The sequence below is a fragment of the Shewanella sp. GD03713 genome, from assembly GCF_029843705.1.
Classification (GTDB): domain Bacteria; phylum Pseudomonadota; class Gammaproteobacteria; order Enterobacterales; family Shewanellaceae; genus Shewanella.
The window spans coordinates 103,485-126,182 of sequence record NZ_JAOCIW010000003.1 but is presented as its reverse complement, the minus strand read 5'-3'; the positions used below and the strand labels follow the sequence as shown (position 1 = coordinate 126,182).

Genomic DNA, 22,698 nt, shown 5'->3' with positions numbered 1-22,698 from the left:
CTGCCAACGGGCAATAGGAGTGAGTTATGGGATTTTTCTCTTGGAAAACAGCTGACAAAAACGAGTCTATCTACAACATCTATTCTGGCTGCGAAGTCAAAGAAGTTTATATGTTGCAGCCTCACGACCAGCCACCAATCAAAGAACCCGAATATGAGGGTTGTGGCGTATTTGGTGGTGTAGATGCGTATGTCTGGCTAGCTCAAGCCAATGCGGAGCATTACGGTTTCGACAGTAATGAGCTAGACAGCGAAGAGCTACGCGGTCTCGGGATTGCGATTGAGTTAGGTGATGTCTTACAAGACACGCAAACAGGCGATTATTGGCATCTATGCAGTGATAATCGCATGTTAATACCTGGCAAATATGCAGCATGTAATTACGCTGAAGTGATCCCCGAGTTAGGTGATTGTGCAAACAATCTGATCCAATCAGGTCGTTTTAAGCAGGTGAGAATTAAGGCGATAAAGCCTGCACTTTACCTACTTAAGTTTTCACATAACCCTCGTGCCATTTACGAAGATTTACCGCCCTCAAAGCAATGCCCAAAACAGGGATTTTTCGTAAAGTGGTGAGAGCGAGTAATCGTTCCGTTGTTAGTCGTTTACTTTTTTAACCCTTGGGGGTGAGTTTAGCCCCCTCCGGGCCATAACTCCCCCTTTTTTAGTTTATGCCTTACGGGCATTTTTGAATTTGGAGTGAGATATGGAACATTTAGTAGTTGGTGCCTGGGAAACAAGCACTAAAAAAATCGTGGCCTATGCCACTTTACAGGGTATAGAAATTGACCGTCGCCCTAAGCGCCATGTTTATCACATTGGTTTATATGAGATAAAACAATCAGGCGACGTGAGACTTGCTGCAGTTGAGACCGTGAAACTCGAAGGGAACCTACTTCCGTTTGAGATTCAGGATGAACTAGAACTCATGAATTTGTGCTTCTGGGGCTTCCGTATTGCGAAAGCAAAACCTACGTCTTTGAAGTCAATTAGCCGTGATGACATCGGGCTTATTGAGTTCTGCTATGCAATGTCTTCGAAACCTCAAGCCATTCCGTTGCCACTCACTGAAGAAGTGAGCTGGAACGGGATTGTGAGCTTCGGTCAAAACGCAGGGAGATTAGCACATGCTAAATAATTCTCATGCAAGCAAGAAAGCGTCATTGTTAAACATTAACGAGCTTAAAGAGGCGTTAAATAGTATCGATGGCAACCTGTATTGGTTCAGAAAAAGAGGTCCGAGATACATCTCAAGTAAGGAAATTGCTCAGCAACGATGGTTACGCCGACTCATTAAGAAGCGTATCCAAAAAGGGAGAGCAAAACCGGAGTTAAGTATGTATGGGTCTACAATGGTCAGAGATTTCTGGCCATTCGGCGGCTCATTAAACTTTGAGACCTCGCTTAAGAGTGGATGGGAGCGGGAGTATTGCGACGAGTATCAAGGATTATGGGTTAACCCTCAATCTCTCATGTTATGCACTTACACCGAAGGGGACGTGGTTTGCGTCAACGCCCCTGACAAGCTTACGTACCAATCGGAATACAACCGGCACATCTGTTTCATCAACGATCTTTAGTCACGATTAATAACTATCGGGTAAGACCTTACCCGACGGGTGTGGCTTACTTTAAAAGGAGCAAGTCATGCTTATATCAATTGAGTCAGATAATAACTCCACTCTTCTTTTGCAGCTTGAAGTTAAAGGTATTTCTGTTTTTACTGAATGCCGAAGCGGATACTGCTGGGCTTGCAGCACCAGATTAGTTAAAGGTGTTGTAAGTTATCAGTCAAAGCCTTTAAGCGTTAAAGATGGCCATGTGCTTGTGTGTTGTGCAATAGCACATACTGACGTGACCTTAGAAGTTTAATCTCTATTACCCCTTGGGTGAGCAATCACCCTTGTGGGTTGCTCACTCTTAATCCATTCGGAGTGAGTTATGCAAGTAGATAAAGTTATTCGATTACCAGAGGAAGACGAAGGTGGTATGGGTATTGTTCGAATGTGCAATTATAACATCGTCAGTAGTCCTTCTCGCCGTCAAGTGCTTACTAAGCGATTTATGCGTAAAAAGCCAGTTACGATCCAAAACCTCGACAACGGGTTCTGGATCCTGCGCTATGCAATGGGTAATTCGGGAAATCTTTCACTAACGATGAATCAGATAGCGATAGATTACGACGGGATTCAGCAGTTGGGATTAAAGCTGCATACTAATCCTGTCAATTTAAAGGTGACTGATTCGACGCAGTTAGAGATTTTCAAACATTTTTGGGATCATCAAGACTTAAACATTCGTATTTCTATGCGAATGGGCGCAATAGGTCTTGTTCTTGGCACCATAGGTTTTGCAATCTCGATAATCTCGATTTTTTAACTTAACAATGTAAAACGGTTACGCCGTTACAAAGACCCTAGGGTGAAACGACCCTAGGGCGTTCACCCATTTAAATTTTGGAGTGAGCACCATGAATTACGAATCAGAAATTAATACTGTTTTCGCTTCTATGACATCTGAATCGAATCGATTAAACCTGCCGATTGTCTATAAAGATGATTTAAAGGTCGATCTCGAAACGCTTACAAGGTTTGCTGACAAAGGTATCAAGCAGTTCTTGTGGCAGCTGCGCGAAGGCGGTTCGGTGTTAATCCCTGTGGGACTTGGCGTAAACCCTGTATATGTGAGCTTTTGGCACAATGCAGGTTACCCCACAAGCCCTTATTTAATCTCAATTGATGACGGGAAATCATCGATAGAACCGATCTCAATTGAAAAAATGCTTAATATTGTTCACCGGAAACCGCATGGTCAGTTGGAGGATATTATTAAGCGTGGATGCGATTTAAATATCTGGGGACTATGGAACACTCCCAGTTTTGAATCATTTTCAGTGGCAGGCTGGCTCGATTATTTTCAGTATGCAGGCAATAAACTGATGGTGGATTTAATCAAGCAACATCTGCACTAAAGTATAGAACGACGTTGGAATGCTACGGCATCCCTTCGTCGTTTTTTTTTGGGATTTTTTGGCTAGTTAATTTGAATAAACGGTCTTTAACGCGGCTCTTGCCATCGAAAACCAACCCGCAAAGGCGCTGGTGGCGGGTGACATTTTAAATGCACGATTGACCTTGAATAAGCGATTAAACGCGAGGCCTGCGCCGACTTCTGCCAACGACAAACTGCAGCGGTGGAATCGGTGGAGCACATCTTCTACTTCATCCACTGAAATAACCCCCGTTAACAGCAGATTGCTATTATCACTGTACACGGCGGCAAACCCTTCCAGTTCCGCATTGGGCGCAACGTTATATTGCTCAGGCTCGCTCATGGCATCAATGTTAGCTGTAGTGAACTCTTCCCCTTTGGAAATGGCTTTGACGCGGAATTCCCCAGCTTTATCCGATTTATACAACTGGTTGTAGCCTCGAGCAGTGAGTATTGGGTAAGGCTCTGCAATGCCTGGTATTGAGACTAAGGCCAAGTCTGAATGGTGAGGGTGCAGGTTAATCTCTTCGTCAAATAGGAGCTTAATCAGTTGCTTTAAATGCTCTTTGTTGACCTGTTCTGGCGCGAGACCAATCAATCTTAAATGAACCTCCAAGAACACCAAACGACTCGGCGCACTGTTGCAGCCTAACTCCACTGCCAATTCGGAAAATAGTGGGTGAATCGTAATGCGCGACATGCATACCTCAAGATGTAAATTTGTTATGTGAACTTTATCTCACAGAAAATTTTTTTCGCAAATTTAGAAGCACTGACCAAGTTTTAACAAAAAATATCTACCCAATTTTTTGTTATCCTGTATTATTCTCGTTATTGGGTAGATATTTTTTGATGCACGTCACCAAGTTTGTAAAAATAATATTATAACCAACTGATTTAACAAGATAATGCAGCAAAATTTGCCACGTTTTAGAACTGTGATGAAATGATTCTGGTCGTAAACTTTAACAAACAAGGAATTACTAGATGAAAACTCAACACAAATTAACAACCGTAGCATTATCTGTTTTAGCTCTGTCTGCTTGCAGCTCAAACCCTGTTTCTGATTATGTCGAAGCACAACAAGAGCTAGTAGAACAAAAAAATGAACAAATGAACGACGCTATTGAAGAGGCGCCTGAGTGGTTCTTAAACCCTCCTGCTTCGAATGGTGATGGCGTTTACGCGACGGCAATGGGCCGTGCTGATAACTTGATGGCCGCTCGCAATATTGCGAACTTAAATGCGGAATACGCGATTGCTAAGACAGTATCGCAGGAAGTTTCTGGTCGTGAGCGTCAAAACACTGAAGTGCGCAATGGTCGCACTAATCAGTTGAATGATGAAACAATTGTTAAGCTAGTAAATCGTGCAAAAGTCGTTGGCTATAACCACGTTAACACCCAAGTTCGCGTCGATAACGGGCTGTACGTAGTGTATATGCTGTTACACCTGCCTTACGACAAGCTGGAGCGTATGATTGAACTAAACGAGCGCAGCTTTGACGAGCGCTCGCAAAAGGCCTATTCAGAAGTTGAAGCGTTAGTGAAACCTTCTCCGACTGTGGGAAATCTGACAGCTGCGGAAGTTGTGACCCAATGAGATATGCTGCTCATGTGGGCCTAGGAGTGGGTTGTTGGGGCGTTTACGCTGCTATCGTCAACTCCTATGCCCCTGAGACAGTAATCGGTGTTGTAGATGCGTGTTTGATGTTACCCGTGGTGGCGATAGCGTCGTTATTACCTGACATAGATCATCCTGAGTCGAAATTGGGAAGAAGGATTAAACCAATATCAACGATTCTTTCGCTCTTCTCACATCGTGGTATCACTCACTCATTGTGGGCTGTTGGGCTAATGGTCTGGCTTTTAGCCAGCCATCAAGCTGACTCTATCGCATCGCAAGCCCTAGTCATTGGCTATTTAAGTCATTTACTTGGGGACGCGGTGACTCCGGCCGGAATTAGACCATTTTGGCCATTGGGTAGAGCGCAACGAATTGGGCTAAATCATGCAGTAGTAGCAAGTGTTGGTATTATTTTATTTTTAAGATGGATGTATTGAAGATGGGAAGTTCTGGTGCGCAAAACGTAGTGATGATGTTTAGAGCTCGCGAAGAGAAAACTCTCAGAGATTCAAGATTTTCTGAGATTGTTGATTCTGCGACGCCAAAAGATGTCAAAGCTATGATCACTGTTGTGTTGGAGCAACTACTGAATCGCTCAGTCTTTGTAATTCAGCACGACTCGCATCTTGAGTTTGTCGCCGGTGACACTCGATTAGAAGTCGGGGTTAACGGTAATTACTTCAACGAAAAATTTTGGAACGATGAATACCCTGCGGCTGAGCTACGTTTAGCGTTAATGTTTAGCTCGGATTCGGTGAAATGTACGCCGGAATGGAATGCAATGGTGAATTTCAAAGCTAAGCACATTCGTGATTCTATTCGTGTATCACTCGCCACTGGTGTCGTAACGTGCGCAAGTTGTGCAGATTTCTGGGGTGGGGCAAGTCTGCTAAAATTGAAATTTTTAATCACTAACTTAGTAAATAGCCTGCATCACATCACGTCTTCAGTCTAAATTATTTAACTAAATCCCGCGAGAAACCCCGTCCTTCTAGGGCGAGGAGGGATAGCGGTTGCTCCGAAGGAGCAAAAACTACCCGATTGGTTAATGTTAATATTTACTTTCACAAAAACAACTGTATTCTTGTGAACTATGAAAGAGATCGCTATTAAACAACGCTTTTACCCAACGACTGAACAGGCTCAATTGCTTGCGCAGACTTTCGGCTGTGTGCGTTTCGTTTACAACGCGATCCTTAAATGGCGTACCGACGCTTTCTACAACGAAAGCAAAAAGGTTAACTACAACACGGCAAGCTCTAAGCTGACCGAACTCAAGAAGCAAACTGAGTTTGAATGGCTTAACAGCGTGTCGTGTGTACCGCTCCAACAATCTTTGCGCCATCAACAAACTGCGTTTAAGAACTTCTTTGAAGGAAGGGCGAAGTATCCAGCCTTTAAGAAGAAGCGCAGCAAGCAAAGCGCAGAATTCACGAAGTCGGCGTTTAAGTTCAAAGATGGCAATATCTACATTGCCAAGTCCAAACAGCCGCTTGATATTCGCTGGTCGCGTGAACTTCCTAGCGAACCAACTACCGTCACTATCTCGAAAGACAGTGCAGGCCGCTACTTCGTGTCTATGCTTTGCCGCTTCGAGCCTAAACCACTGCCTGTTACCAAAAAGACAACGGGTATTGATTTGGGTTTGACCGACCTTGTGATTACCGCTGACGGGTTTAAATCTGGCAATCCCCGCCATACTGCAAAGTACGAGAAGAAATTGGCTCAGGCGCAACGCCGCCTTTCCAAGAAGAAGAAAGGAACTGCCAACTTCCACAAAGCCAGAATCAAAGTTGCTCGCATTCAGGCGAAGATTGCCGACTGCCGCCGCGACTTTACCCACAAACTCACCACTACGTTGATAAACGAAAACCAAGTGATTAGCTGTGAGAGTTTGAGCGTTAAAAACATGGTCAAGAATCCGCGACTTGCTAAGGCCATTGGTGACGCCAATTGGGGCGAAATGGTTAGGCATCTTGAGTACAAAGCAGAATGGCGCGGCAGAACACTTGTCCAGATTGACAAGTGGTATCCGTCTAGTAAGCGTTGTAATTGCTGTGGTCACGTAGTTGATTCTCTACCGTTACATATAAGGCATTGGACTTGTCCAGCGTGTGAAGCGCGCTTAGACCGTGATACCAATGCCGCTATTAATATCAAAGCCGCTGGGCAAGCGGTGTTAGCTTGTGGAGCGTAAGTAAGTCCCGATTGTTCTAATGAACTTCGGGCATAACGCCTTGAAACAAGAATCCCCTTCCTTTAGGGAGGGGAGCAGTCAATTAGCGCTCTGATTCTCTATTACTCCAAGTAAAGAAGTGCTTTTGCTTGTGGGTAATGGTCATCCAAGGACGATATTCAGTCCCCTTGTTCTGTGAAAGTCTGGTATAAATCTGCATTACATTCTGTAAGTATTGGATTTTTACCGTGGCAGTTTTAGAGTTGTAATGACCAACCGCCTCCCACACCGACTGACCTACGTTCAATTCTGACATACGGCGCAGCAATACGTCAGCGGCAGCAGCAACGCCTGTACACGTATCCTGGGCCACTTGACGCCAATCAGGGTAGCGCGACTTAAACCATGTCTCCGTATACTGAATCGTGTTGATTTGACCAACGCCCAGATCAAACGAACCATTCTTATTCTGAACAATCGCCCCACGTCTGCCGCCCTCAGCAACCAGTACCGCGAGTAATAAGTCTGGGTCGATAGGCCGAGCAGCTTTAGCAATACAAAACTCAAGTTCCTGCTGGGGTACTCGATAGCCATTACTTAAGTAAGTGTCGTTCAAATCTGCAATAGTTGACATGTTGTTTGTGTTTTAAAAAGTGTGTAATATCGGCGAGTATAACACGAGATATTTATTAGAGAAGCATTCGAATGGCATTCAGCGGTGCAACGATTTTGGAATCATTGGTTAAGAATATTAAAGCCAACAAATTCCGTTTTTTAGATTCGCTTAAAAACAAGCTAAAAAACAAATCGCTTGCGGATAACTCTCGCAAACGGAGAGGTCTTGATCCGGTAATTGTCTCCGTGGTGTCGGTATCTGTCCTGGCGTATTTTATGTATTCCGGCGGTGTCGATAGATTTATCTTGTGGTACAAACTGGCGAGTAATGCAGACAACGCGTTGTTAACTGATCCTGTCAATGTTTCTATTCGCTCACTCGACACATTGGCTGCAGCCAATCCTGTGGCCAAGTCGAATTTGACTGTGCAATTCGATGGGGTGACCACTTACCTTGCCGACGATACAAAATTTAAAATCAGCCTCGTGTTTACTGATTACCCTGACTGCGCTGTCGTTATTGACGGGTATATGGCTGAGACCACTGGCGGAATTAAAGAGGACAGCAAGGCTCACGTAAGCTGCTTATTCTACGAAAGAGAGTCAATTTTTGGCACTATTCCACTCACGAGCATTACCACTATACAGAAGCCAGGCCAAGACAATGAAGTGAACGCCGAACAAAGTAATCAGCGTAAGTATCTCGTAGATGCAGAGCCCCTTCCCATGGCCAAAATGATAGGGTGGAACCAACTCACTTCTCCCGAGAAAATCAAATTTGGCAGAGAGTAGTTAAGGAGTACCTATGCTGTCAGTTTTGCATATCAATGACCTTTACATCGTTTTAGAAAATCTAACGTCCAACCGAATCCCTGCGACCTATATCTCAGAATTTTTGCCGGAAGCGAAAATGCCTGCAATTGTGTACCTAATTGACCGAGGACGACTGGTGAAATTATGTCGTGAAAGAGGTCAGATTGTGGGATTTGAAGCCTGTTCAGTCAGCCAGTTTTCATGGATGCACACCATGATCGCCGCGACAACCATAAATCAAGTGGCTGGTTTATAAAGAAATGTTCCAAAAATTTGCCAGAAAAAAAGTGTGTGGCTTAATACTCATAACAGTAAAAACAAAGCGATTACGTTATGAAAGCGAGTCAGTACATACAGTTAGCTATAGCCAACAATCGGCAAGTGACCGTTCCTGAGATAAACATCGAAAAAAAGCATATTCAGTATGTTATCGATGAATCGGGTTTTGACCTTCCCAGAGACCAGTTAGAAGCCTACATGCTCAGTGTTTACGCTGCGACAGGCCTGTCATGGAGCCCAGGTGAAAATCAGCTGTATTTGGCGCTGAATGACGAAGGTCAGATTGAAACCAAACTGACCTATATCGGCGGTCTGGATTTAGCGCTGCAATCGGGTGAAATTCAAGCATATCAGGCATGGGCCATTCGAGAAGGGGACTCTATTCGAGTTTTTAACGACAGAATGCCTTTGGTCAGCTTGGTTGGCTTATCACCTAAACGTGGCGAATTGCGTGGCGGTATTGCTTCAGCGCTTTTGCCGTCAGGCGAATATGTGTCCTTTGAGATTGACCAAGTGGAACTGGAATCTGTAGCTCAGAACGGCTCAGAGGTTTGGCAATCTATCTACATCGATGAAATGGTAAAGAAGCAAGCGCTGTGGCGCCTATTAAACCATGTCGCGATAAGCGCTTTTGACGGCTTTTATAACACCCTTGCTGCGCATTGTGAGCCGTTGAAGCCTCTCCGCAAAATTGAAGCTAATACCAAGAAATCAAAGTTTACGGCTGCTGGCGTGGTAGAGACTTCAGCATGTCGTTCTGATGCACTATTTGACTAAACAGAGGTGTTTATGAGTACCAGATATTCCTCGGCAGATGCCGCGCACTATGTTCAACATCTTTGTGTCGAATTTAATACTGCATACCCAAACAACAATTTTCCGTACTCGGAGCTAAACATTTTATTTGCTCAGTTGCAGCGCTTGTTAATGCTTAATCCATCCCAAATTGGCTGGGTAAACATTCATAGCATTTTCGATGTCATGACTGAGCTGACACAGGCACAAATCAGTCTCAATCCTAACCGAAAGCAGGCTTCCATTGTGTTAGGGGCTTACTACGATAGTGGTTGGTTAGGGGTGCAACTGTGCTGGACATACCGTGGTTACCGTGACGCGGCGGCAAAGGCGGGGATCATCCGTTCTGCACGACCAGTGATTGTCTATGAAGTAGATGATTTTCAGTGGATTGACTCGTTTACTCCACCTCGCCACCAATATGACCCATTTAGCAAGAATCGTGGAAATATCCGCGGTGCCTATTGTGTAGCAGAGCTCGCTGGTGGCGGTGTGTGCGTAACACATTTCACCTTTGATGATCTCATGACGACCTTTGAACATCGTCAGGTGGCCACAAGAGCTTGGAATGAATTTTTTGTAGGGATGATCTTAGCTAAAACAGTGAGACTGTCCGAAAAAGCATGGTCTGAAGCGGCTTAAGAGGCGACAAAATGGAATTACAAGTAAAGCCGACAACCCGTTTAAAAACACCCTTCACGATTGCGTCTAACGTGACATCGACTTTCACCGTTGAGGCGTATGTTGAACATGACTCGATAACCATTGCCACTAATTCGGTGAATCAAGGCGTGAAAGCGCTGGAAGTGATCCCGCGTGACGACAACTCCGTGTGGGAGGTCATTCAAAATCGATTCGCGGTGTGGACTCAGCATTATATCCAGTTAGGGGCTTACTTCTTACAAGAAGGGACGTTGCCGCTGCCAGCGACCAAAGCGAGTGAGCAATTAGAGATCCTGAAGTCAGTGCCGGAAATCTGCGCCGGTGATTGGATTGTAGAGAGCGGAACTAGCCAGATTTTTACGCTGGTTAAAGATCAGGGAAAGTTAAGTGTATTAACCACGCATCACTGTGAGAGCTTCCATGTTTGCACCAAATTGATTGCATGGTTTGTGGGCCAAGAGCAAGTCACGTCTGCGATGTTTGAGGAATCAAATAGCGGTTATCTCATTTTGGACGTGGCAGAGGATGGGGAGCCATTATTGCCCAAGTTAACCCCAAGTCTGAATGCACGTAAAGCAGCTGCAGGGCGATCTCTCGCTGCACTGCGTCATTTGCCCTCGGTTGATATTCGGGTGCCGGTGATGGCTCCTTTGCCAAATATCGAAGTGCTGGCCAAGATGCCGACAGCCTATGAAGTGCTGAGCAAAGTTAGCGCCTTACAGCGCAGAGTCGTGGCGATTGGGACTGTGGTGAAATCGAACCAGACAAAAGAAATTATGGGGAACACATTACAGGGTTTGGCGGGTTTAAGAGACTCTGGTTTGTACGATGTAGAGCTTATTCTAAAAGGGAAAAAATTGCTCCGTTGGAAGTATCTGTCAGAGTGATTGAACATCAAGAGAGGTCAACGTGAACGCAAAGCAAGTCAAAGTGTATATGGGGCAGCATCAGCCATTTGCGAGCCAATTCCCGCTAACGCTAGGCAGTGGAAAGATTGTCAGTGAGTTCAAGATGGAGTGTAAGTGTGGTGAAGAATTTAAAGACGAATTAGTCAGGGGCAGTATTAATCTCGTAGAGAGTGACATTCTCTATCGTGGAATCGGTATCTGCGACTCATGCCACAAAATCGTGTGTCTAAGCGGCACAGCGACTATGAATGGTGATGATTTCGAGCTTGAGCCAGACCCGTTTGTTGTTCAATCACTGTTTAACCAATAAGGCGCCAGTATGACCATGACCAGGCTAAGTTCACTCGCATTACTTATGATTTCCTTGTCCATGACTAACGGTTTGGCTGCGGCCGAGCTGAAGTATCACCGTGAAGATTACCCGCATTGGAGTGATCTGGATGGCAACGGCCTCAATACGCGCCATGACTTACTCGCAACCCAATCCACGGTTAAACCAAGTTTTAGCCGTGATGGTAAAACCGTGACTCGGGGAAGATGGGTGTCACCTTGGACGGGGCAAATCTATCTCGATGCCTTTGCGCTCGATGTGGATCACACTGTACCGCTTGGCTATGCCCATGCTCGAGGCGCTAAATATTGGGATCGCTATCAGCGTGAAATGTTCGCAAACGATGTGAGAAATTTGCAGGTAGTCGAAAAGGGTTTGAATAAAGAAAAAGGGGCTGCGGGGATCACAGAGTGGTTACCGCCCACCAATCAGTGTCAGTATATCTTGCGATTTCACCGGATCATGAAAACGTATCATCTAAAATATTTCACTAAAGAAGAGTCACGGGCGCTGGCGCTGGTAGCTCAGTGTCAAAGGGAGTAAACGTGGTCAAACTTAAATCCTCATTTGATGTTCGGCATCTCTCAGACACGCTAATTTTGTTAACAGATAACGACGCTGGTGGGCGTTCTGTTACTAACGACGCCGATGCGGTAATTGAATGGTTAGAGCTTAACATTGGAATTGGCCGTCGCCGGGTCTATTACCGGGACTCAATGGAACGCTTTGATGAATTGCAGGTGCAGGACGGCAGGTTTAAAGACTTTAAGGCCTGTACCGAGTCACAGCAGCAGTTTTTAGCTCAGATCTGTGAGCGTGGCAATCTTTCTGCTATCGAAACGTATTGTGAGGAAGATAGGGTACTCTTGGCGGGAATGGAGCCCTGCGAACTACAGATCTTTACAGCGTGGTATCTGGTGCTGAATCTATTGAACGGTCAAGAATGCCGAATGTACTACAATGTCGCATTGCTAGAACGAATGACGGGCGTCAGCTGTTGGTACCAATATTTCAGTATGGGCTTTACGCCGCAGCAGGCTCTCGATGCCGACTTCCAGAAAGCGCTTAGTTAGCGGTAGGCCGGCACCTAACTTTGGGAGAGCAATAAAGGGGCGAACAAGTCACCACTCTATATTACTCTCCCACAACCGCAACATTATTCAGGGCGACAGTAGTGCTGATGCCTATTTTGTATCAATTGATGCCAAAGCTTGTTTAAAATCATCGGCTTGGGATTTGTGCACCTGCACCGGAATAAACGACACTCCCAGATACTGAGCCAGGCGTGCACTCGCGGAGCCATATACGAAACTGAGTCCCATAAATTTGTCTGGAAAAATTTTCCCTCGTGTTTCGCGTTCAGCCCAGCCGATTCGCGGAATTGGCAAACATGCCCGTCTATCAGATCGGTTTTCCCTGATTTGGTACAACCGCTGCTCCTCAGTCCACTCGTGTGCCGGTCCTGATCGCTCAATATCCAGCGGGTCAGGTTTCAGTGCAAACAGTTTGTCAGGGGAGACAGCTATCAGCAGGTATTCGTCACAAGTATCCTTGTGCCAAACCAGAGGCCCACCTAGGAGGTCGCCGGGTATGGGGAGAATGACGTTCCCGTAAATGTCCTTACAAAATTCCATGATATATACCTCAGTTTGCCCGATAATCCACAGTGGTGGCGGTAACAACAGAATAATCAGGATGGATAAATTTTGCAAGTAACTGTTTACTCACATCTTTTTTGTGTTTTATGAAAAGGCTTCTCCTAGCGAATACATTAACGGGATTTTCGACGTTTATGTGGGAGAGTAATAAGTCTCATACTAAGTAATAAAGAATCATACTGAGTATTAAAAGATCATACTGAGTATTAAAAGATCATACTGAGAGGCAGCGACCAGATCGGTGTACTGCCATTTCTAAAACGTTTATGCCCCAAAGCGATTTAGCCGCCTTCAAAAAGTCATAATAAATAATCGTTGATTGACCAAATTTTAGTAATCTGAAAGAGTGCCCCTCTCATTAAGAATACTGTGCTTTCAGATTAAATTTATCCCAAATAATTTTACGAGCAGTGCAAACAGCCCAAAGCAAAGTACGGTTATCACTACACCAATGAGTAAGGATGGCCAAAAATCAAAGCGCTGCAATAAAGAGGGAAAGATCAAAAACATAGGCAAAGTCGGTACAACATACCAAAATGTGTACCACGCGTGGTTTGCTATTTTCTCCATTGGCTGTTTTTCAACATAGAGCCAAATCATTGCCAAAATAGTGACTAATGGTAGCGCGACGATGAGCGCTCCTAGTTTATCGCTGCGCTTAGCAAGCTCAGAAGCGGCGACGACTATAGCAGCTGTGATCAGATACTTCGTAATTAACCAGCCCATAGTGTCCTCTCCTTGAATAGACAAAAACCGATTGCCTATCGGTTTTTGTTCTGTCATTATATCGTTCATTATGGAAAGAGAAAAGTGTTATGCAGTTAGGTGAACTAGAAAAACAGGTTTTGCAGCATCTGTGGACAGAATCTGAAGCTGATGCAAAGCAAGTACATGCTGTGCTTGGTGTCTCTAGAGGGAACTCTCTTAATACCATTCAGAGCACTTTAGAACGCTTATTTAAAAAAGGATTGCTGAGTCGAACCAAGCAAGGACATGCCTATTTTTACAGGGCAAAAGTCGACCGAGAAGCGTTGATCGCTACACTTATTACCAATATCACTAGCGACTTTGTCGAAGAAGGTGAGCATAGTCTCATTGCGGCATTTAGTTCCGCATCAGCTAATCTGAATGATGCCCAACTCGATATGCTAGAACATTTAATTGAAGAACAACGTAAACTTCGGAAAGGATAATTAGGGTTATGTTTGTTGGCGATTTAGCGATAGCACTAAATTTATTGAGTGTTGCAGTGCTGGCATTTGCTATCAGTGTTGCGTGCATCTCGATCGCCCTACGATTAACTTTGCCAAGATTCGAGCATCTTACTTTTAGGTTACGTAAAGTTATCCTATGGGCTTTGGTTACTGTACCTTGGTGGGTAGCCATAAGCTGTGCTGCCTTTTTCTGGCCAAGGCAGCAAGAGTTGTTTTCTACTGCTTGGTTAAATGAATTCGCTCATTGGCATCACGTCGACATCTTTAGCTTCAGCAGTTGGCATGCTTTTACCTTGTTGTCGGCCTTCGGTTATTTGATATGGTCGATGATCTCGACCATTTATGTACGTAAAAAGCAATCATCAACAATGGCATCTCTGATTGGATTATCAGAGTTCCAACCTCAGGTGACTATAACTCAGCAGCGCTATTATTCGTTAGCACAAGCAATTCCTGCGGCCTTCACCACAGGTCTAGTGTCCCCTAAGATTTACCTGACCACAGGATTGCAAGAAAAGGTTACAGAACAGCAACTCGATATTATTGTTCGACATGAAATGGCGCATGTCGTGGCTCGAGACCCTTTATTTAAAGTCATCTTTGCTGCATTTGCTGGTTTTTATCCGAAAGCGGCCAAACGCAATTTAATCGGACATTTTACCCTGTTGACTGAACAGCTTGCAGATCATGCTGTGACCACTGAGCATGACAATCTAGATGTCGCTCAAGCCTTGATAAATGTAGCTCGAATGCAGCGAAGCGTAACTCTTGGTTGTGATGGTTTACAGACAAGTTATTTCGGTAACGATCAAACCAGTGTTCGAGTACAGCGACTGATTCAACCTAGGTTAACGTCTTCCCGATTGGCGATCAGTTTAACGTTGTTATTCTTAGCCATCGTCCCACTTTTAACCGCTTCAACTGTCGATAGCCTTCACCACATTATCGAAACCTTCTTCACCCATTAATTAAGGATTGGGAATGAGAGACTTGCTTTTTAACGTCAGAACTAAAAAACCGATTAGCTATCGGTTTTCCGCCATTGTGCTAGGAATGTGTTTAGTATTCCCTGCCGTTGCGGTATCGAATGAAGCGCCACAAACACTCACCTTAGCCGATGCTGTGACTTTGACACTTCAGCAACACCCAGAATTACAGATTTTCAACTCGCAGCAGCGCGTGATGGAAGGGCGAATACAGCAGGCAAGTGTCGGTGAGCGGCCTGAAATAGGTTTGATGATTGAGGATGCCCTGGGTACTGGTGAACACAGTGCTCTGAAAAGTATGCAATCTACGCTCAGTTTTTCATGGTTACTGCAACAAGATTTGATTGATAGTCGTGTTAACACGGCTAAAACAGAGGCCACTCAATTAGAGATAGAAAAACAAATCAAAGCCTTGGATTTGTCTTCACAGGTGGCTAAACATTTTATTGATTTGTTAGTGAAGCAAGAACGCCTCAAGCTCAATCTGATAGCAGAAAAGCAGGCAAAAGAGGTTGTCAAAACCGTTGCTAAACGTGTGCAAGCGGGAAAGAGTTCTGCGGTTGAAACACAGTTGGCAAAGGCTGAGCTTATCCGTCGTGGCTTGGCCGTCGAAGATATCGAGCATGAACTCAAAGCCAGCCAATATCAATTGGCATCACAGTGGGGAAAGCCTAAGGCATCCTATCGTTTCAACGGCAATCTGCTTGATATGCCTGCTGTGCCATCAGTTGACAGTCAGCTTAACTTGTTAAAAAAGCATCCTCGTTTTCAACAGTTTGCGACTGCGCAACGCATTGCTCAATCGCAAATGGAGCTCGCACGAATAGAAGCTAAGCCGCAGTGGCAAGTGACCGCTGGCGTGAGGCGCTATGAGGCGAGTGATGATTTTGGCTTAGTCGCGGGTATTTCTATCCCTTGGGGTTCAAGTGACCGTAATGCGGGAACCATAGCCGCCTTACAAGCACAGCAAGATGTACTCGCCAATGAGCAAAACGCATTAATGCAGGCTCAGGATGCCCAGTTGTATGTGCTGTTACAGGAAATGGCACATTCTGCACATGTTATCGATACAGTGCGCAGTGACATAGTGCCAACCCTTGAAAAAGCTCTGTCTGAGGCAAGCAATGCCTTTGATAAAGGTCTGCTCAGCTACAACCAATACAATGACGTGTATCGGGAATTACTCAGTGCTCAATATCAGTTGCTGGATGCCTTTGAAAGTTTGCATTTACAACACATTGAAATTCAACGCCTAACAGGCACATCCATTTCTCAGTGAGATTACCTATGAAGAATAACAACACCTTTTCGTCATTGAGTTTGGCGATACTGCTCAGTCTGGGTATTAATGCCGTCGCTTCAACACCTTTAATGGCATCCTCAGCGCCCGTTGCCGAGCAAGCTGAACCCGAAAAAGGGCCGCATCGTGGACGTATGCTGCGTGAGGGCGATTTTGCACTAGAGCTCGCCATTTTTGAAACGGGCGTTCCCCCTGAGTTCCGTGTTTGGACGAGCTTTGAGGGGAAACCGCTCGATCCTAAGACCGTCGATTTGAGTGTGAAATTGACCCGTTTAGGCAATGTGGTGGATGACATTCGCTTTAATGCGCAGGGTGATTTTCTCCGTGGTGATATGGAGATCTATGAACCCCATTCGTTTATCGTCACCATTGAGGCGAAATACCAAGGTAAAACATACCGTTGGCAGTATGACAACTTTGAAGGCCGTACCACTATCGAGCAGGCTGTTGCCAGTGCGATGGAGATTCACACTGGTTTTGCAGGCCCTGCCACATTGCATCAAACCATCCCAGCCTATGGCACATTGGCGCTACCCGTCGGGACGCAACGTGCAATTGCGGCACGTTTTGACGGCGAAATTACCCAGTTACATGTTGGACTGGGTGACAGGGTGAAAAAGGGGCAAACCCTTTTGACTGTAGAAAGTAATGAGAGCTTAAAACCCTATCAAATTAAAGCGCCGTCCGATGGCGTGGTGTCAGCATTGTTCGCCAACAATGGAGAACAAACCCTAGGGCGTCAGTTGTTGACACTGACCGATAACAGTCACTATATCGCTAAGCTTGCTGTGTACCCCATTGATTATCAAAGTGTCATCTTAGGTGCACCTGTCACTATCAACGTCGAGGGTGTGGAGGAAACCTATCAAGGTTCCATTAGCTTTATTGAACCAGAGGTTCGTGACGATCAAGCCCGTATTGCGTGGGTCAAACTTGCCGATCCTAACAGGGTTTTGACTGCGGGCAGTTTTGTAAATGCCAGTATTGAAGTCGCAACCATTGAGGTGCCATTGGCGGTTAAAAGAGTCGGATTACAAGGGTTTCGTGATTTTACCGTCGTCTTTGCTAAGGTCGGAGAGCAGTACGAAGTCCGTATGCTGGAGCTTGGCCGTCAAGACGGTGAGTGGGTCGAAGTGCTTGGTGGCTTAAAGCCTGGTACTGAATACGTGACCGATAATAGCTACATCTTAAAAGCCGACATTGAAAAGTCTGGCGCATCACACGATCACTAGGAGTCCGAGTCATGTTGGAATCGATTTTACGCTTTTCGATAAAGCGCAAATTCCTCGTATTGGTGATGGTATTGGCCGTGGCCGGTTTAGGAATTTGGAACTTCACTAAATTACCCATCGACGCCGTACCGGATATCACCAATGTGCAGGTGATGATTAATACCGAAGCGCCGGGATACACGCCACTTGAAATCGAGCAGCGTGTGACCTTCCCTTTGGAAACCGCATTAGCAGGCTTGCCTGGGTTAACCTACACCCGCTCGGTATCGCGCTATGGCTTATCACAGGTGGTGGCCATTTTCAGTGATGAGACGGATGTCTATTTTGCCCGTCAGTTAGTCAATGAGCGTTTATCGGCGGCACGTTCCGAGCTGCCGCTTGGGCTTGAACCACAGCTTGGCCCTATTGCGACTGGCTTAGGTGAAATCTTTATGTTTACCGTGGATGCATTGCCAGATGCTACCCATGCCGATGGAACGCCTATCACGCCAATGGATTTACGCACGGTACATGATTGGACAATTAGGCCGCAGCTCATGCGTGTGCCAGGGGTGGTTGAAGTTAACCCTATCGGCGGCTTTGAGCGTGAGATTTTGGTCGCTTTCAAACCGGAAAAACTGCTCGCCTTTGGTTTAACCCAAGCCGATGTTGTCGATGCCATAGCCAAGAATAATCAGAACCAAGGCGCAGGTTTTATTGAGCAAAACGGTGCTCAGTGGTTACTGAGAATGCCAGGCCAAGCCGAAGACATTGTGGCCATTGGCAATATCCCACTCAAATCAACGCAAGGCAGTGCGCTGACCATTAAAGATGTGGCCGATATTGAAAATGGTCAGGGGCTACGCAACGGTGCTGCGACTCAAAATGGCCGCGAAGTGGTCATGAGTACCGTGTTTATGTTGATTGGTGAGAATAGCCGCACCGTTGCCCATGCTGTAGGTGAGAAACTCAAAGAAATCAACGCGACCCTGCCGGAAGGGATTGTCGCCACAGCGGTTTATGATCGCACTAAGTTAGTGGATAAAACCCTACAAACGGTGCAGACCAATCTATTAGAAGGCGCACTACTGGTCATTGTGGTGTTGTTTGTACTGCTTGGGAATTTTAGGGCTGCATTTTTAACTGCACTGGTGATCCCCTTTGCTATGTTAATGACGATTACCGGCATGGTACAAACCCGCGTTAGCGCGAACCTGATGAGTTTAGGCGCTCTGGACTTTGGTTTGTTAGTCGATGGCGCGATCATTATTGTTGAAAACTGCTTGAGACGGTTAAGTCAGGCAGGAGACGATCCTTTACCGTTAAAAGAACGTCTAGAGCTCGTGTTTGAAGCTACCCGAGAGGTCATTCGCCCCGCACTATTTGGTGTATTTATCATTACCGCCGTGTATTTGCCGATTTTTGCACTAGAAGGTGTAGAAGGCAAAATGTTCCACCCGATGGCGATTACGGTAGTGATTGCGTTGTTAAGTGCCATGTTGCTGTCGGTGACTTTTGTGCCAGCAACCATTGCCTTGCTGTTTAAGAAACCAGTGAAGGAGAAGCATAGCCCGCTTATCCGTGGTGCAGGCGCCTTGTATCGCCCTGCGTTAAACTGGGTAATTCAAGGTCGCTGGGTCGTGGTGATTGCTGCCACGTTGTTGGTCGCCGTTTTTGGTTACCAAGCGACGAAATTAGGCAGTGAATTTGCCCCTAATTTGGATGAGGGGGATATTGCAATGCATGCCCTACGTATTCCTGGCACCTCACTGAGTCAGGCGATTGCCCTGCAAGAAACTCTAGAAGATAAAATTAAGCAAATGCCTGAAGTTGAAAGGGTATTTGCCAAAATTGGTACTGCGGATGTGGCGACCGATGCAGTGCCTCCGAGTGTGGCTGATAACTTTATTATCCTAAAACCTCGTGAGCAGTGGCCAAATCCCAATAAATCGAAGGAGCAAATTGTAGAAGAGTTGGCGGCGATGGTGGAACCTATCCCTGGCAACCGCTATGAGTTCTTACAGCCTATTCAAATGCGCTTTAATGAGCTGCTTGCAGGGGTCCGGGCGGAGCTTGCAATTAAGGTGTTTGGTGATGATTTCGATACGCTCACTTCGCTTGGTGCACAAATCGAGGCAGCTATCGCTCAGGTCGATGGCATTGCCGATGTGCAAGTGGAGCAGACAACAGGTTTGCCTATGCTGAATATCATTCCGAAACGTCAACAGCTGATGCAACATGGCTTAAGTATGTCCGAGTTGCAGTCTCAAGTGGCAACCGCAATGGGCGGCACTGTGGCGAGTAAATTCTATGAAGGAGATATTCGCTCAGACATTGTTGTACGTCTGGGTGAATCACGTAGGCAAAATCTGGACGGCTTACGTTATTTACCGATTTCCTTACCCGACGGGCATAGCATCCCACTTCAGGAATTAGCGTCCTTGGAATTGGTTTCTGGTGCTAACCAGATTAACCGTGAAAATGGGAAACGTCGCATGGTGGTCACCGCCAACGTACGTGGACGGGATTTAGGTAGCTTTGTCGCTGATATTCAAAACGTTATCGGGGAAAGAGTGGATATTCCCGCAGGTTACTGGGTGGAGTACGGAGGCACCTATCAAAAATTACAATCGGCATCGCAACGCTTGAGTATTGTTGTGCCTGTGACCCTGTTGATGATTGTCGGTTTATTGATCCTCGCCCTTAGCTCCTTCAAGGATGCGATGATTATCTTTACTGGCGTCCCCTTAGCCCTGACGGGCGGAATTGCCGCATTATTGTTACGGGACATTCCCTTTTCTATCTCAGCCGCAGTGGGCTTTATCGCCCTCTCTGGTATCGCGATTTTAAATGGTCTTGTCATGGTGTCATTTATTCGCGAATTACGTAAAGAAGGTATGGGACTCGATAGGGCAATTTTTGAGGGGGCACTAACAAGGCTTCGTCCAGTGTTAACCACGGCTTTAGTGGCATCACTCGGGTTTATTCCAATGGCACTCAATACCGGTATCGGTTCAGAAGTCCAACGTCCGCTGGCAACGGTTGTGATTGGGGGAATTATTTCATCAACCCTGTTAACGCTGTTTGTTATTCCAGCGTTATATCGCATTTTACATAAAGAAAAGGAGTCGATTTTGACTGAAGTAGAAGTAATGGAGATTGCGGATGCCAAATAAGCTATTAAACATCAGCTTGTTGCTGATGGTTGGATTATTAGGTTTGGTGAGTATTGATGTCATGGCCCATGGGGTGGACGACAATACTCGCGCCTTTTTAGAACAAAACCAAGGCGTGCAATTTATCCCCTTTTTGTACATTGGGGCGAAGCACATGATCACGGGCTACGACCACTTATTGTTTCTCGTGGGTGTGATCTTCTTTTTGTACCGCAGCAAAGATGTGCTGTTGTATGTGACCATGTTTACCCTAGGTCACAGCACCACATTATTGCTTGGTGTAATGACCGATTTGCAAGTTAACGCCTATCTTATCGATGCGATTATTGGCTTATCAGTGATCTATAAAGGTTTTGATAACTTGGGGGGATTTAAGCGCTGCTTTAATTGGCAACCCAATACCAAAATAGCAGTGTTGGTCTTTGGTTTGTTCCATGGCTTTGGACTGGCAACCAAATTACAGGAGTTTCAGTTGTCACAGGAAGGCCTATTTACCAATTTATTAGCATTCAATATTGGGGTGGAGATCGGACAATTTGCTGCGCTGGCCATCATCTTGATTGTGATAAATGCCTGGCGTCATTTCCCTTCATTTCAACGATTTTCAACGCTGACTAACACCGCTCTGATGAGTGTAGGGGTGATGCTGATGGGTTATCAGCTCACAGGCTATTTCGTCAACTAAACGATTATAAGAGAAGATTATGCAACACACTGTAAGTACAAAAACCTTGGTCAAAGCGAGCGTATCGGCAACGGTAGTGGCGGCCATTGCGCTGGTCACTTTTATTCTGCCAGCCGAGTACAACATCGATCCTACAGGCGTAGGTCAAAAACTGGGATTAACCTCAATTGCACAGGCCGCTGAAGCGGATGGTGCTGTTGCGGTGACGGGAGCCCAAGCAAGTAATACGGAGTTTCAAACCATTGAAGTGGTGGTTCCGGCGGGTCGCGGTGTCGAATATAAATTTGCCATGCCACAGTATGCCAAAATGACCTACGAATGGATGACCGATGGCGATGCTTTGTATTTTGACCTACATGGTGAACCTGAGGGAGATACCACTGGCTATTTTGAGAGTTACACCATAGCGACATCAAACGAAATGAAAGGGAGCTTTACTGCACCTTTCGCGGGGTCGCATGGTTGGTATTGGAAAAACAAGACAGATAAGCCTATTGCCGTTCAGTTACAGGTAAAAGGACAATATGAAGTCATTGGTTTAAAACAATAATTGGCAAAATTGGAGAAAACGATGAAACAATTATTATCAGTATTCACCCTATGCACAGCGTTAATGAGTGGCAATGTATTGGCCCATGCGGATCACGGAGTGATCAGCGGTCAAGGTGCCTTAAAGGTGGCAGCTAAATCGCTTAATCAAATGACATTTAAAGACTTTGGTTTTGAGGTGGGTAAATTAGAGGGAACATGGAAAGACTTGCCTGAGGCACAATTATCAATCGTCAGCTTTGAAGGCAATTACTACGTGGTCAGTGCCGTTAACCCAACGACTCAAAAACAAGTTTTTCTCAAAATAGCCAGTAACGGCGAGCTTTTAGAAGTCAAAGACACGAACAAGTTCTAGTCGCCAAGATTGCACTGTCTATGTTATGGGCAACAGACAGTGCAATAACCCTGCAAGCGGTTTACTTTTATTAAATCAAATATCGTTCTTAGCAATACATTTTGTAATCTGAAACCAATTAATCTGAGTTAACAGTCTAACTCACTTTTGTCCCTAAGCGAGTTAGACGTCAGTGATGAGTCAAAATTTAACTATTTATGTTGTTTCATATACATTAGTGAAGTTTATCGACACAATCTAGCTGTTTGCTTTTAAAACAACTTAGTTCAGCTCGCAAACTCACAATGCTTGCATGTTAATAACTATTAAAATTGAAACTCTACGTGTATTCATACAAACTGGAAATCAGCTATATTGCAGCAATATAA

Annotated in this window: 29 protein-coding genes; 25 read left to right on the top strand and 4 right to left on the bottom strand. The window is 45.4% G+C overall.

Translation table 11 applies throughout. From position 1 onward, the window contains the following. The first annotated feature begins 26 nt into the window (after positions 1–26). From N5E87_RS23135 to N5E87_RS23115, 5 genes are all read left to right on the top strand, one after another. Positions 27–575 carry a hypothetical protein gene (locus tag N5E87_RS23135; protein WP_011711530.1) on the top strand — a complete coding sequence of 183 codons (549 nt, stop codon included), beginning with the start codon at positions 27–29 and terminating at the stop codon, positions 573–575. A 130-nt stretch (positions 576–705) separates the two neighbouring features. Continuing rightward, positions 706–1,137: a hypothetical protein gene (locus tag N5E87_RS23130; RefSeq protein WP_086903605.1), complete on the top strand. Its 432-nt coding sequence runs from the start codon at positions 706–708 to the stop codon at positions 1,135–1,137. Positions 1,138–1,646: 509 nt separating this feature from the next. Beyond that, positions 1,647–1,871: a 2Fe-2S iron-sulfur cluster-binding protein gene (locus tag N5E87_RS23125; protein ID WP_279776085.1), complete on the top strand. Its 225-nt coding sequence runs from the start codon at positions 1,647–1,649 to the stop codon at positions 1,869–1,871. A 69-nt stretch (positions 1,872–1,940) separates the two neighbouring features. Continuing rightward, the gene (locus N5E87_RS23120; protein ID WP_279773653.1) at positions 1,941–2,378 is read left to right on the top strand and encodes a hypothetical protein; all 438 of its coding nucleotides are present in this window, start codon (positions 1,941–1,943) and stop codon (positions 2,376–2,378) included. 91 nt (positions 2,379–2,469) lie between these two features. After that, a complete protein-coding gene (locus N5E87_RS23115) occupies positions 2,470–2,970 on the top strand; it encodes a hypothetical protein (RefSeq protein ID WP_239642780.1) in 501 nt (166 codons plus the stop codon). A 66-nt stretch (positions 2,971–3,036) separates the two neighbouring features. Here N5E87_RS23115 and N5E87_RS23110 read toward each other — a convergent pair whose 3' ends face one another. Beyond that, positions 3,037–3,690, bottom strand: coding sequence for a hypothetical protein (locus N5E87_RS23110; RefSeq protein WP_279776084.1), 654 nt, complete (start codon positions 3,688–3,690; stop codon positions 3,037–3,039). Between the two features lie 287 nt (positions 3,691–3,977). On the opposite strand from N5E87_RS23110, the gene N5E87_RS23105 reads away from it, so the two are divergent. The 4 genes from N5E87_RS23105 to N5E87_RS23090 all read left to right on the top strand — a co-directional run bounded on the left by N5E87_RS23105 (position 3,978) and on the right by N5E87_RS23090 (position 6,813). Continuing rightward, on the top strand, positions 3,978–4,592 hold the full coding sequence (locus N5E87_RS23105; protein WP_279773652.1) for a hypothetical protein: 615 nt from the start codon (positions 3,978–3,980) through the stop codon (positions 4,590–4,592). Next, positions 4,589–5,053 (top strand): metal-dependent hydrolase, encoded by a 465-nt coding sequence (locus N5E87_RS23100; RefSeq protein WP_037429945.1) that lies wholly within the window; start codon positions 4,589–4,591, stop codon positions 5,051–5,053. Before N5E87_RS23105 ends, N5E87_RS23100 begins: the two co-directional genes overlap by 4 nt. 2 nt (positions 5,054–5,055) lie before the next feature. Continuing rightward, positions 5,056–5,571, top strand: a complete 516-nt coding sequence (locus N5E87_RS23095; RefSeq protein WP_140907544.1) for a hypothetical protein — start codon at positions 5,056–5,058, stop codon at positions 5,569–5,571. 138 nt (positions 5,572–5,709) lie between these two features. Continuing rightward, positions 5,710–6,813, top strand: a complete 1,104-nt coding sequence (locus N5E87_RS23090) for an RNA-guided endonuclease TnpB family protein (protein WP_088212906.1) — start codon at positions 5,710–5,712, stop codon at positions 6,811–6,813. 82 nt (positions 6,814–6,895) lie between these two features. Here N5E87_RS23090 and N5E87_RS23085 read toward each other — a convergent pair whose 3' ends face one another. Beyond that, a complete protein-coding gene (locus N5E87_RS23085; RefSeq protein WP_086903608.1) occupies positions 6,896–7,426 on the bottom strand; it encodes a lytic transglycosylase domain-containing protein in 531 nt (176 codons plus the stop codon). A gap of 71 nt (positions 7,427–7,497) precedes the next feature. On the opposite strand from N5E87_RS23085, the gene N5E87_RS23080 reads away from it, so the two are divergent. The 8 genes from N5E87_RS23080 (at position 7,498) to N5E87_RS23045 (ending at position 12,269) form a co-directional block, all read left to right on the top strand. Next, a complete protein-coding gene (locus N5E87_RS23080; protein ID WP_086903609.1) occupies positions 7,498–8,199 on the top strand; it encodes a hypothetical protein in 702 nt (233 codons plus the stop codon). Positions 8,200–8,212: 13 nt separating this feature from the next. Beyond that, positions 8,213–8,476: a hypothetical protein gene (locus N5E87_RS23075; RefSeq protein ID WP_086903610.1), complete on the top strand. Its 264-nt coding sequence runs from the start codon at positions 8,213–8,215 to the stop codon at positions 8,474–8,476. A 77-nt stretch (positions 8,477–8,553) separates the two neighbouring features. Beyond that, a complete protein-coding gene (locus N5E87_RS23070) occupies positions 8,554–9,276 on the top strand; it encodes a recombinase RecT (RefSeq protein ID WP_086903611.1) in 723 nt (240 codons plus the stop codon). A 12-nt stretch (positions 9,277–9,288) separates the two neighbouring features. After that, positions 9,289–9,936: a recombinase RecT gene (locus tag N5E87_RS23065; RefSeq protein ID WP_086903612.1), complete on the top strand. Its 648-nt coding sequence runs from the start codon at positions 9,289–9,291 to the stop codon at positions 9,934–9,936. An 11-nt stretch (positions 9,937–9,947) separates the two neighbouring features. Beyond that, positions 9,948–10,844 (top strand): hypothetical protein, encoded by an 897-nt coding sequence (locus N5E87_RS23060; RefSeq protein ID WP_086903613.1) that lies wholly within the window; start codon positions 9,948–9,950, stop codon positions 10,842–10,844. Positions 10,845–10,866: 22 nt separating this feature from the next. Beyond that, complete coding sequence (locus N5E87_RS23055; RefSeq protein ID WP_086903614.1) at positions 10,867–11,175, top strand: hypothetical protein; 309 nt, start codon at positions 10,867–10,869, stop codon at positions 11,173–11,175. Between the two features lie 60 nt (positions 11,176–11,235). Further along, entirely contained in the window at positions 11,236–11,739 is a 504-nt protein-coding gene (locus N5E87_RS23050; protein ID WP_256657336.1) for an HNH endonuclease family protein, read from the top strand. A gap of 2 nt (positions 11,740–11,741) precedes the next feature. Then, the gene (locus tag N5E87_RS23045) at positions 11,742–12,269 is read left to right on the top strand and encodes a hypothetical protein (RefSeq protein WP_279776083.1); all 528 of its coding nucleotides are present in this window, start codon (positions 11,742–11,744) and stop codon (positions 12,267–12,269) included. Positions 12,270–12,380: 111 nt separating this feature from the next. Here N5E87_RS23045 and N5E87_RS23040 read toward each other — a convergent pair whose 3' ends face one another. After that, complete coding sequence (locus N5E87_RS23040; RefSeq protein ID WP_256657337.1) at positions 12,381–12,908, bottom strand: hypothetical protein; 528 nt, start codon at positions 12,906–12,908, stop codon at positions 12,381–12,383. 321 nt (positions 12,909–13,229) lie between these two features. After that, positions 13,230–13,580: a DUF3147 family protein gene (locus N5E87_RS23035; RefSeq protein ID WP_037426010.1), complete on the bottom strand. Its 351-nt coding sequence runs from the start codon at positions 13,578–13,580 to the stop codon at positions 13,230–13,232. Positions 13,581–13,669: 89 nt separating this feature from the next. Here N5E87_RS23035 and N5E87_RS23030 point away from each other — a divergent pair, with 89 nt between their 5' ends. Genes N5E87_RS23030 through N5E87_RS22995 form a run of 8 tightly spaced genes read left to right on the top strand, consistent with a single transcriptional unit; the run spans position 13,670 to position 22,330 of the window. Continuing rightward, on the top strand, positions 13,670–14,047 hold the full coding sequence (locus tag N5E87_RS23030) for a BlaI/MecI/CopY family transcriptional regulator (protein ID WP_011711700.1): 378 nt from the start codon (positions 13,670–13,672) through the stop codon (positions 14,045–14,047). 8 nt (positions 14,048–14,055) lie between these two features. Further along, positions 14,056–15,036, top strand: coding sequence for a M56 family metallopeptidase (locus tag N5E87_RS23025; protein ID WP_023266967.1), 981 nt, complete (start codon positions 14,056–14,058; stop codon positions 15,034–15,036). Positions 15,037–15,049: 13 nt separating this feature from the next. Continuing rightward, positions 15,050–16,333, top strand: coding sequence for a TolC family protein (locus tag N5E87_RS23020; RefSeq protein ID WP_023266966.1), 1,284 nt, complete (start codon positions 15,050–15,052; stop codon positions 16,331–16,333). An 8-nt stretch (positions 16,334–16,341) separates the two neighbouring features. Continuing rightward, positions 16,342–17,586, top strand: coding sequence for an efflux RND transporter periplasmic adaptor subunit (locus tag N5E87_RS23015; protein WP_023266965.1), 1,245 nt, complete (start codon positions 16,342–16,344; stop codon positions 17,584–17,586). 11 nt (positions 17,587–17,597) lie between these two features. Further along, a complete protein-coding gene (locus tag N5E87_RS23010; RefSeq protein WP_023266964.1) occupies positions 17,598–20,741 on the top strand; it encodes a CusA/CzcA family heavy metal efflux RND transporter in 3,144 nt (1,047 codons plus the stop codon). Continuing rightward, on the top strand, positions 20,731–21,426 hold the full coding sequence (locus tag N5E87_RS23005) for a HupE/UreJ family protein (RefSeq protein ID WP_023266963.1): 696 nt from the start codon (positions 20,731–20,733) through the stop codon (positions 21,424–21,426). Before N5E87_RS23010 ends, N5E87_RS23005 begins: the two co-directional genes overlap by 11 nt. A 19-nt stretch (positions 21,427–21,445) precedes the next feature. Continuing rightward, complete coding sequence (locus N5E87_RS23000; RefSeq protein WP_023266962.1) at positions 21,446–21,976, top strand: hypothetical protein; 531 nt, start codon at positions 21,446–21,448, stop codon at positions 21,974–21,976. Between the two features lie 21 nt (positions 21,977–21,997). After that, positions 21,998–22,330 carry a DUF6488 family protein gene (locus N5E87_RS22995; protein WP_039978051.1) on the top strand — a complete coding sequence of 111 codons (333 nt, stop codon included), beginning with the start codon at positions 21,998–22,000 and terminating at the stop codon, positions 22,328–22,330. The last annotated feature ends 368 nt before the right edge of the window (positions 22,331–22,698 follow it).

Excerpts from the sequence above, each read along its gene's own strand:
- N5E87_RS23135 (WP_011711530.1), top strand. The coding sequence starts at position 27 with ATGGGATTTTTCTCTTGGAAAACAGCTGACAAAAACGAGTCTATCTAC.
- N5E87_RS23130 (WP_086903605.1), top strand. The coding sequence starts at position 706 with ATGGAACATTTAGTAGTTGGTGCCTGGGAAACAAGCACTAAAAAAATC.
- N5E87_RS23125 (WP_279776085.1), top strand. The coding sequence starts at position 1,647 with ATGCTTATATCAATTGAGTCAGATAATAACTCCACTCTTCTTTTGCAG.
- N5E87_RS23120 (WP_279773653.1), top strand. The coding sequence starts at position 1,941 with ATGCAAGTAGATAAAGTTATTCGATTACCAGAGGAAGACGAAGGTGGT.
- N5E87_RS23115 (WP_239642780.1), top strand. The coding sequence starts at position 2,470 with ATGAATTACGAATCAGAAATTAATACTGTTTTCGCTTCTATGACATCT.
- N5E87_RS23110 (WP_279776084.1), bottom strand. The coding sequence starts at position 3,690 with ATGTCGCGCATTACGATTCACCCACTATTTTCCGAATTGGCAGTGGAG.
- N5E87_RS23105 (WP_279773652.1), top strand. The coding sequence starts at position 3,978 with ATGAAAACTCAACACAAATTAACAACCGTAGCATTATCTGTTTTAGCT.
- N5E87_RS23100 (WP_037429945.1), top strand. The coding sequence starts at position 4,589 with ATGAGATATGCTGCTCATGTGGGCCTAGGAGTGGGTTGTTGGGGCGTT.
- N5E87_RS23095 (WP_140907544.1), top strand. The coding sequence starts at position 5,056 with ATGGGAAGTTCTGGTGCGCAAAACGTAGTGATGATGTTTAGAGCTCGC.
- N5E87_RS23090 (WP_088212906.1), top strand. The coding sequence starts at position 5,710 with ATGAAAGAGATCGCTATTAAACAACGCTTTTACCCAACGACTGAACAG.
- N5E87_RS23085 (WP_086903608.1), bottom strand. The coding sequence starts at position 7,426 with ATGTCAACTATTGCAGATTTGAACGACACTTACTTAAGTAATGGCTAT.
- N5E87_RS23080 (WP_086903609.1), top strand. The coding sequence starts at position 7,498 with ATGGCATTCAGCGGTGCAACGATTTTGGAATCATTGGTTAAGAATATT.
- N5E87_RS23075 (WP_086903610.1), top strand. The coding sequence starts at position 8,213 with ATGCTGTCAGTTTTGCATATCAATGACCTTTACATCGTTTTAGAAAAT.
- N5E87_RS23070 (WP_086903611.1), top strand. The coding sequence starts at position 8,554 with ATGAAAGCGAGTCAGTACATACAGTTAGCTATAGCCAACAATCGGCAA.
- N5E87_RS23065 (WP_086903612.1), top strand. The coding sequence starts at position 9,289 with ATGAGTACCAGATATTCCTCGGCAGATGCCGCGCACTATGTTCAACAT.
- N5E87_RS23060 (WP_086903613.1), top strand. The coding sequence starts at position 9,948 with ATGGAATTACAAGTAAAGCCGACAACCCGTTTAAAAACACCCTTCACG.
- N5E87_RS23050 (WP_256657336.1), top strand. The coding sequence starts at position 11,236 with ATGACTAACGGTTTGGCTGCGGCCGAGCTGAAGTATCACCGTGAAGAT.
- N5E87_RS23035 (WP_037426010.1), bottom strand. The coding sequence starts at position 13,580 with ATGGGCTGGTTAATTACGAAGTATCTGATCACAGCTGCTATAGTCGTC.
- N5E87_RS23030 (WP_011711700.1), top strand. The coding sequence starts at position 13,670 with ATGCAGTTAGGTGAACTAGAAAAACAGGTTTTGCAGCATCTGTGGACA.
- N5E87_RS23025 (WP_023266967.1), top strand. The coding sequence starts at position 14,056 with ATGTTTGTTGGCGATTTAGCGATAGCACTAAATTTATTGAGTGTTGCA.
- N5E87_RS23020 (WP_023266966.1), top strand. The coding sequence starts at position 15,050 with ATGAGAGACTTGCTTTTTAACGTCAGAACTAAAAAACCGATTAGCTAT.
- N5E87_RS23015 (WP_023266965.1), top strand. The coding sequence starts at position 16,342 with ATGAAGAATAACAACACCTTTTCGTCATTGAGTTTGGCGATACTGCTC.
- N5E87_RS23010 (WP_023266964.1), top strand. The coding sequence starts at position 17,598 with ATGTTGGAATCGATTTTACGCTTTTCGATAAAGCGCAAATTCCTCGTA.
- N5E87_RS23005 (WP_023266963.1), top strand. The coding sequence starts at position 20,731 with ATGCCAAATAAGCTATTAAACATCAGCTTGTTGCTGATGGTTGGATTA.
- N5E87_RS23000 (WP_023266962.1), top strand. The coding sequence starts at position 21,446 with ATGCAACACACTGTAAGTACAAAAACCTTGGTCAAAGCGAGCGTATCG.
- N5E87_RS22995 (WP_039978051.1), top strand. The coding sequence starts at position 21,998 with ATGAAACAATTATTATCAGTATTCACCCTATGCACAGCGTTAATGAGT.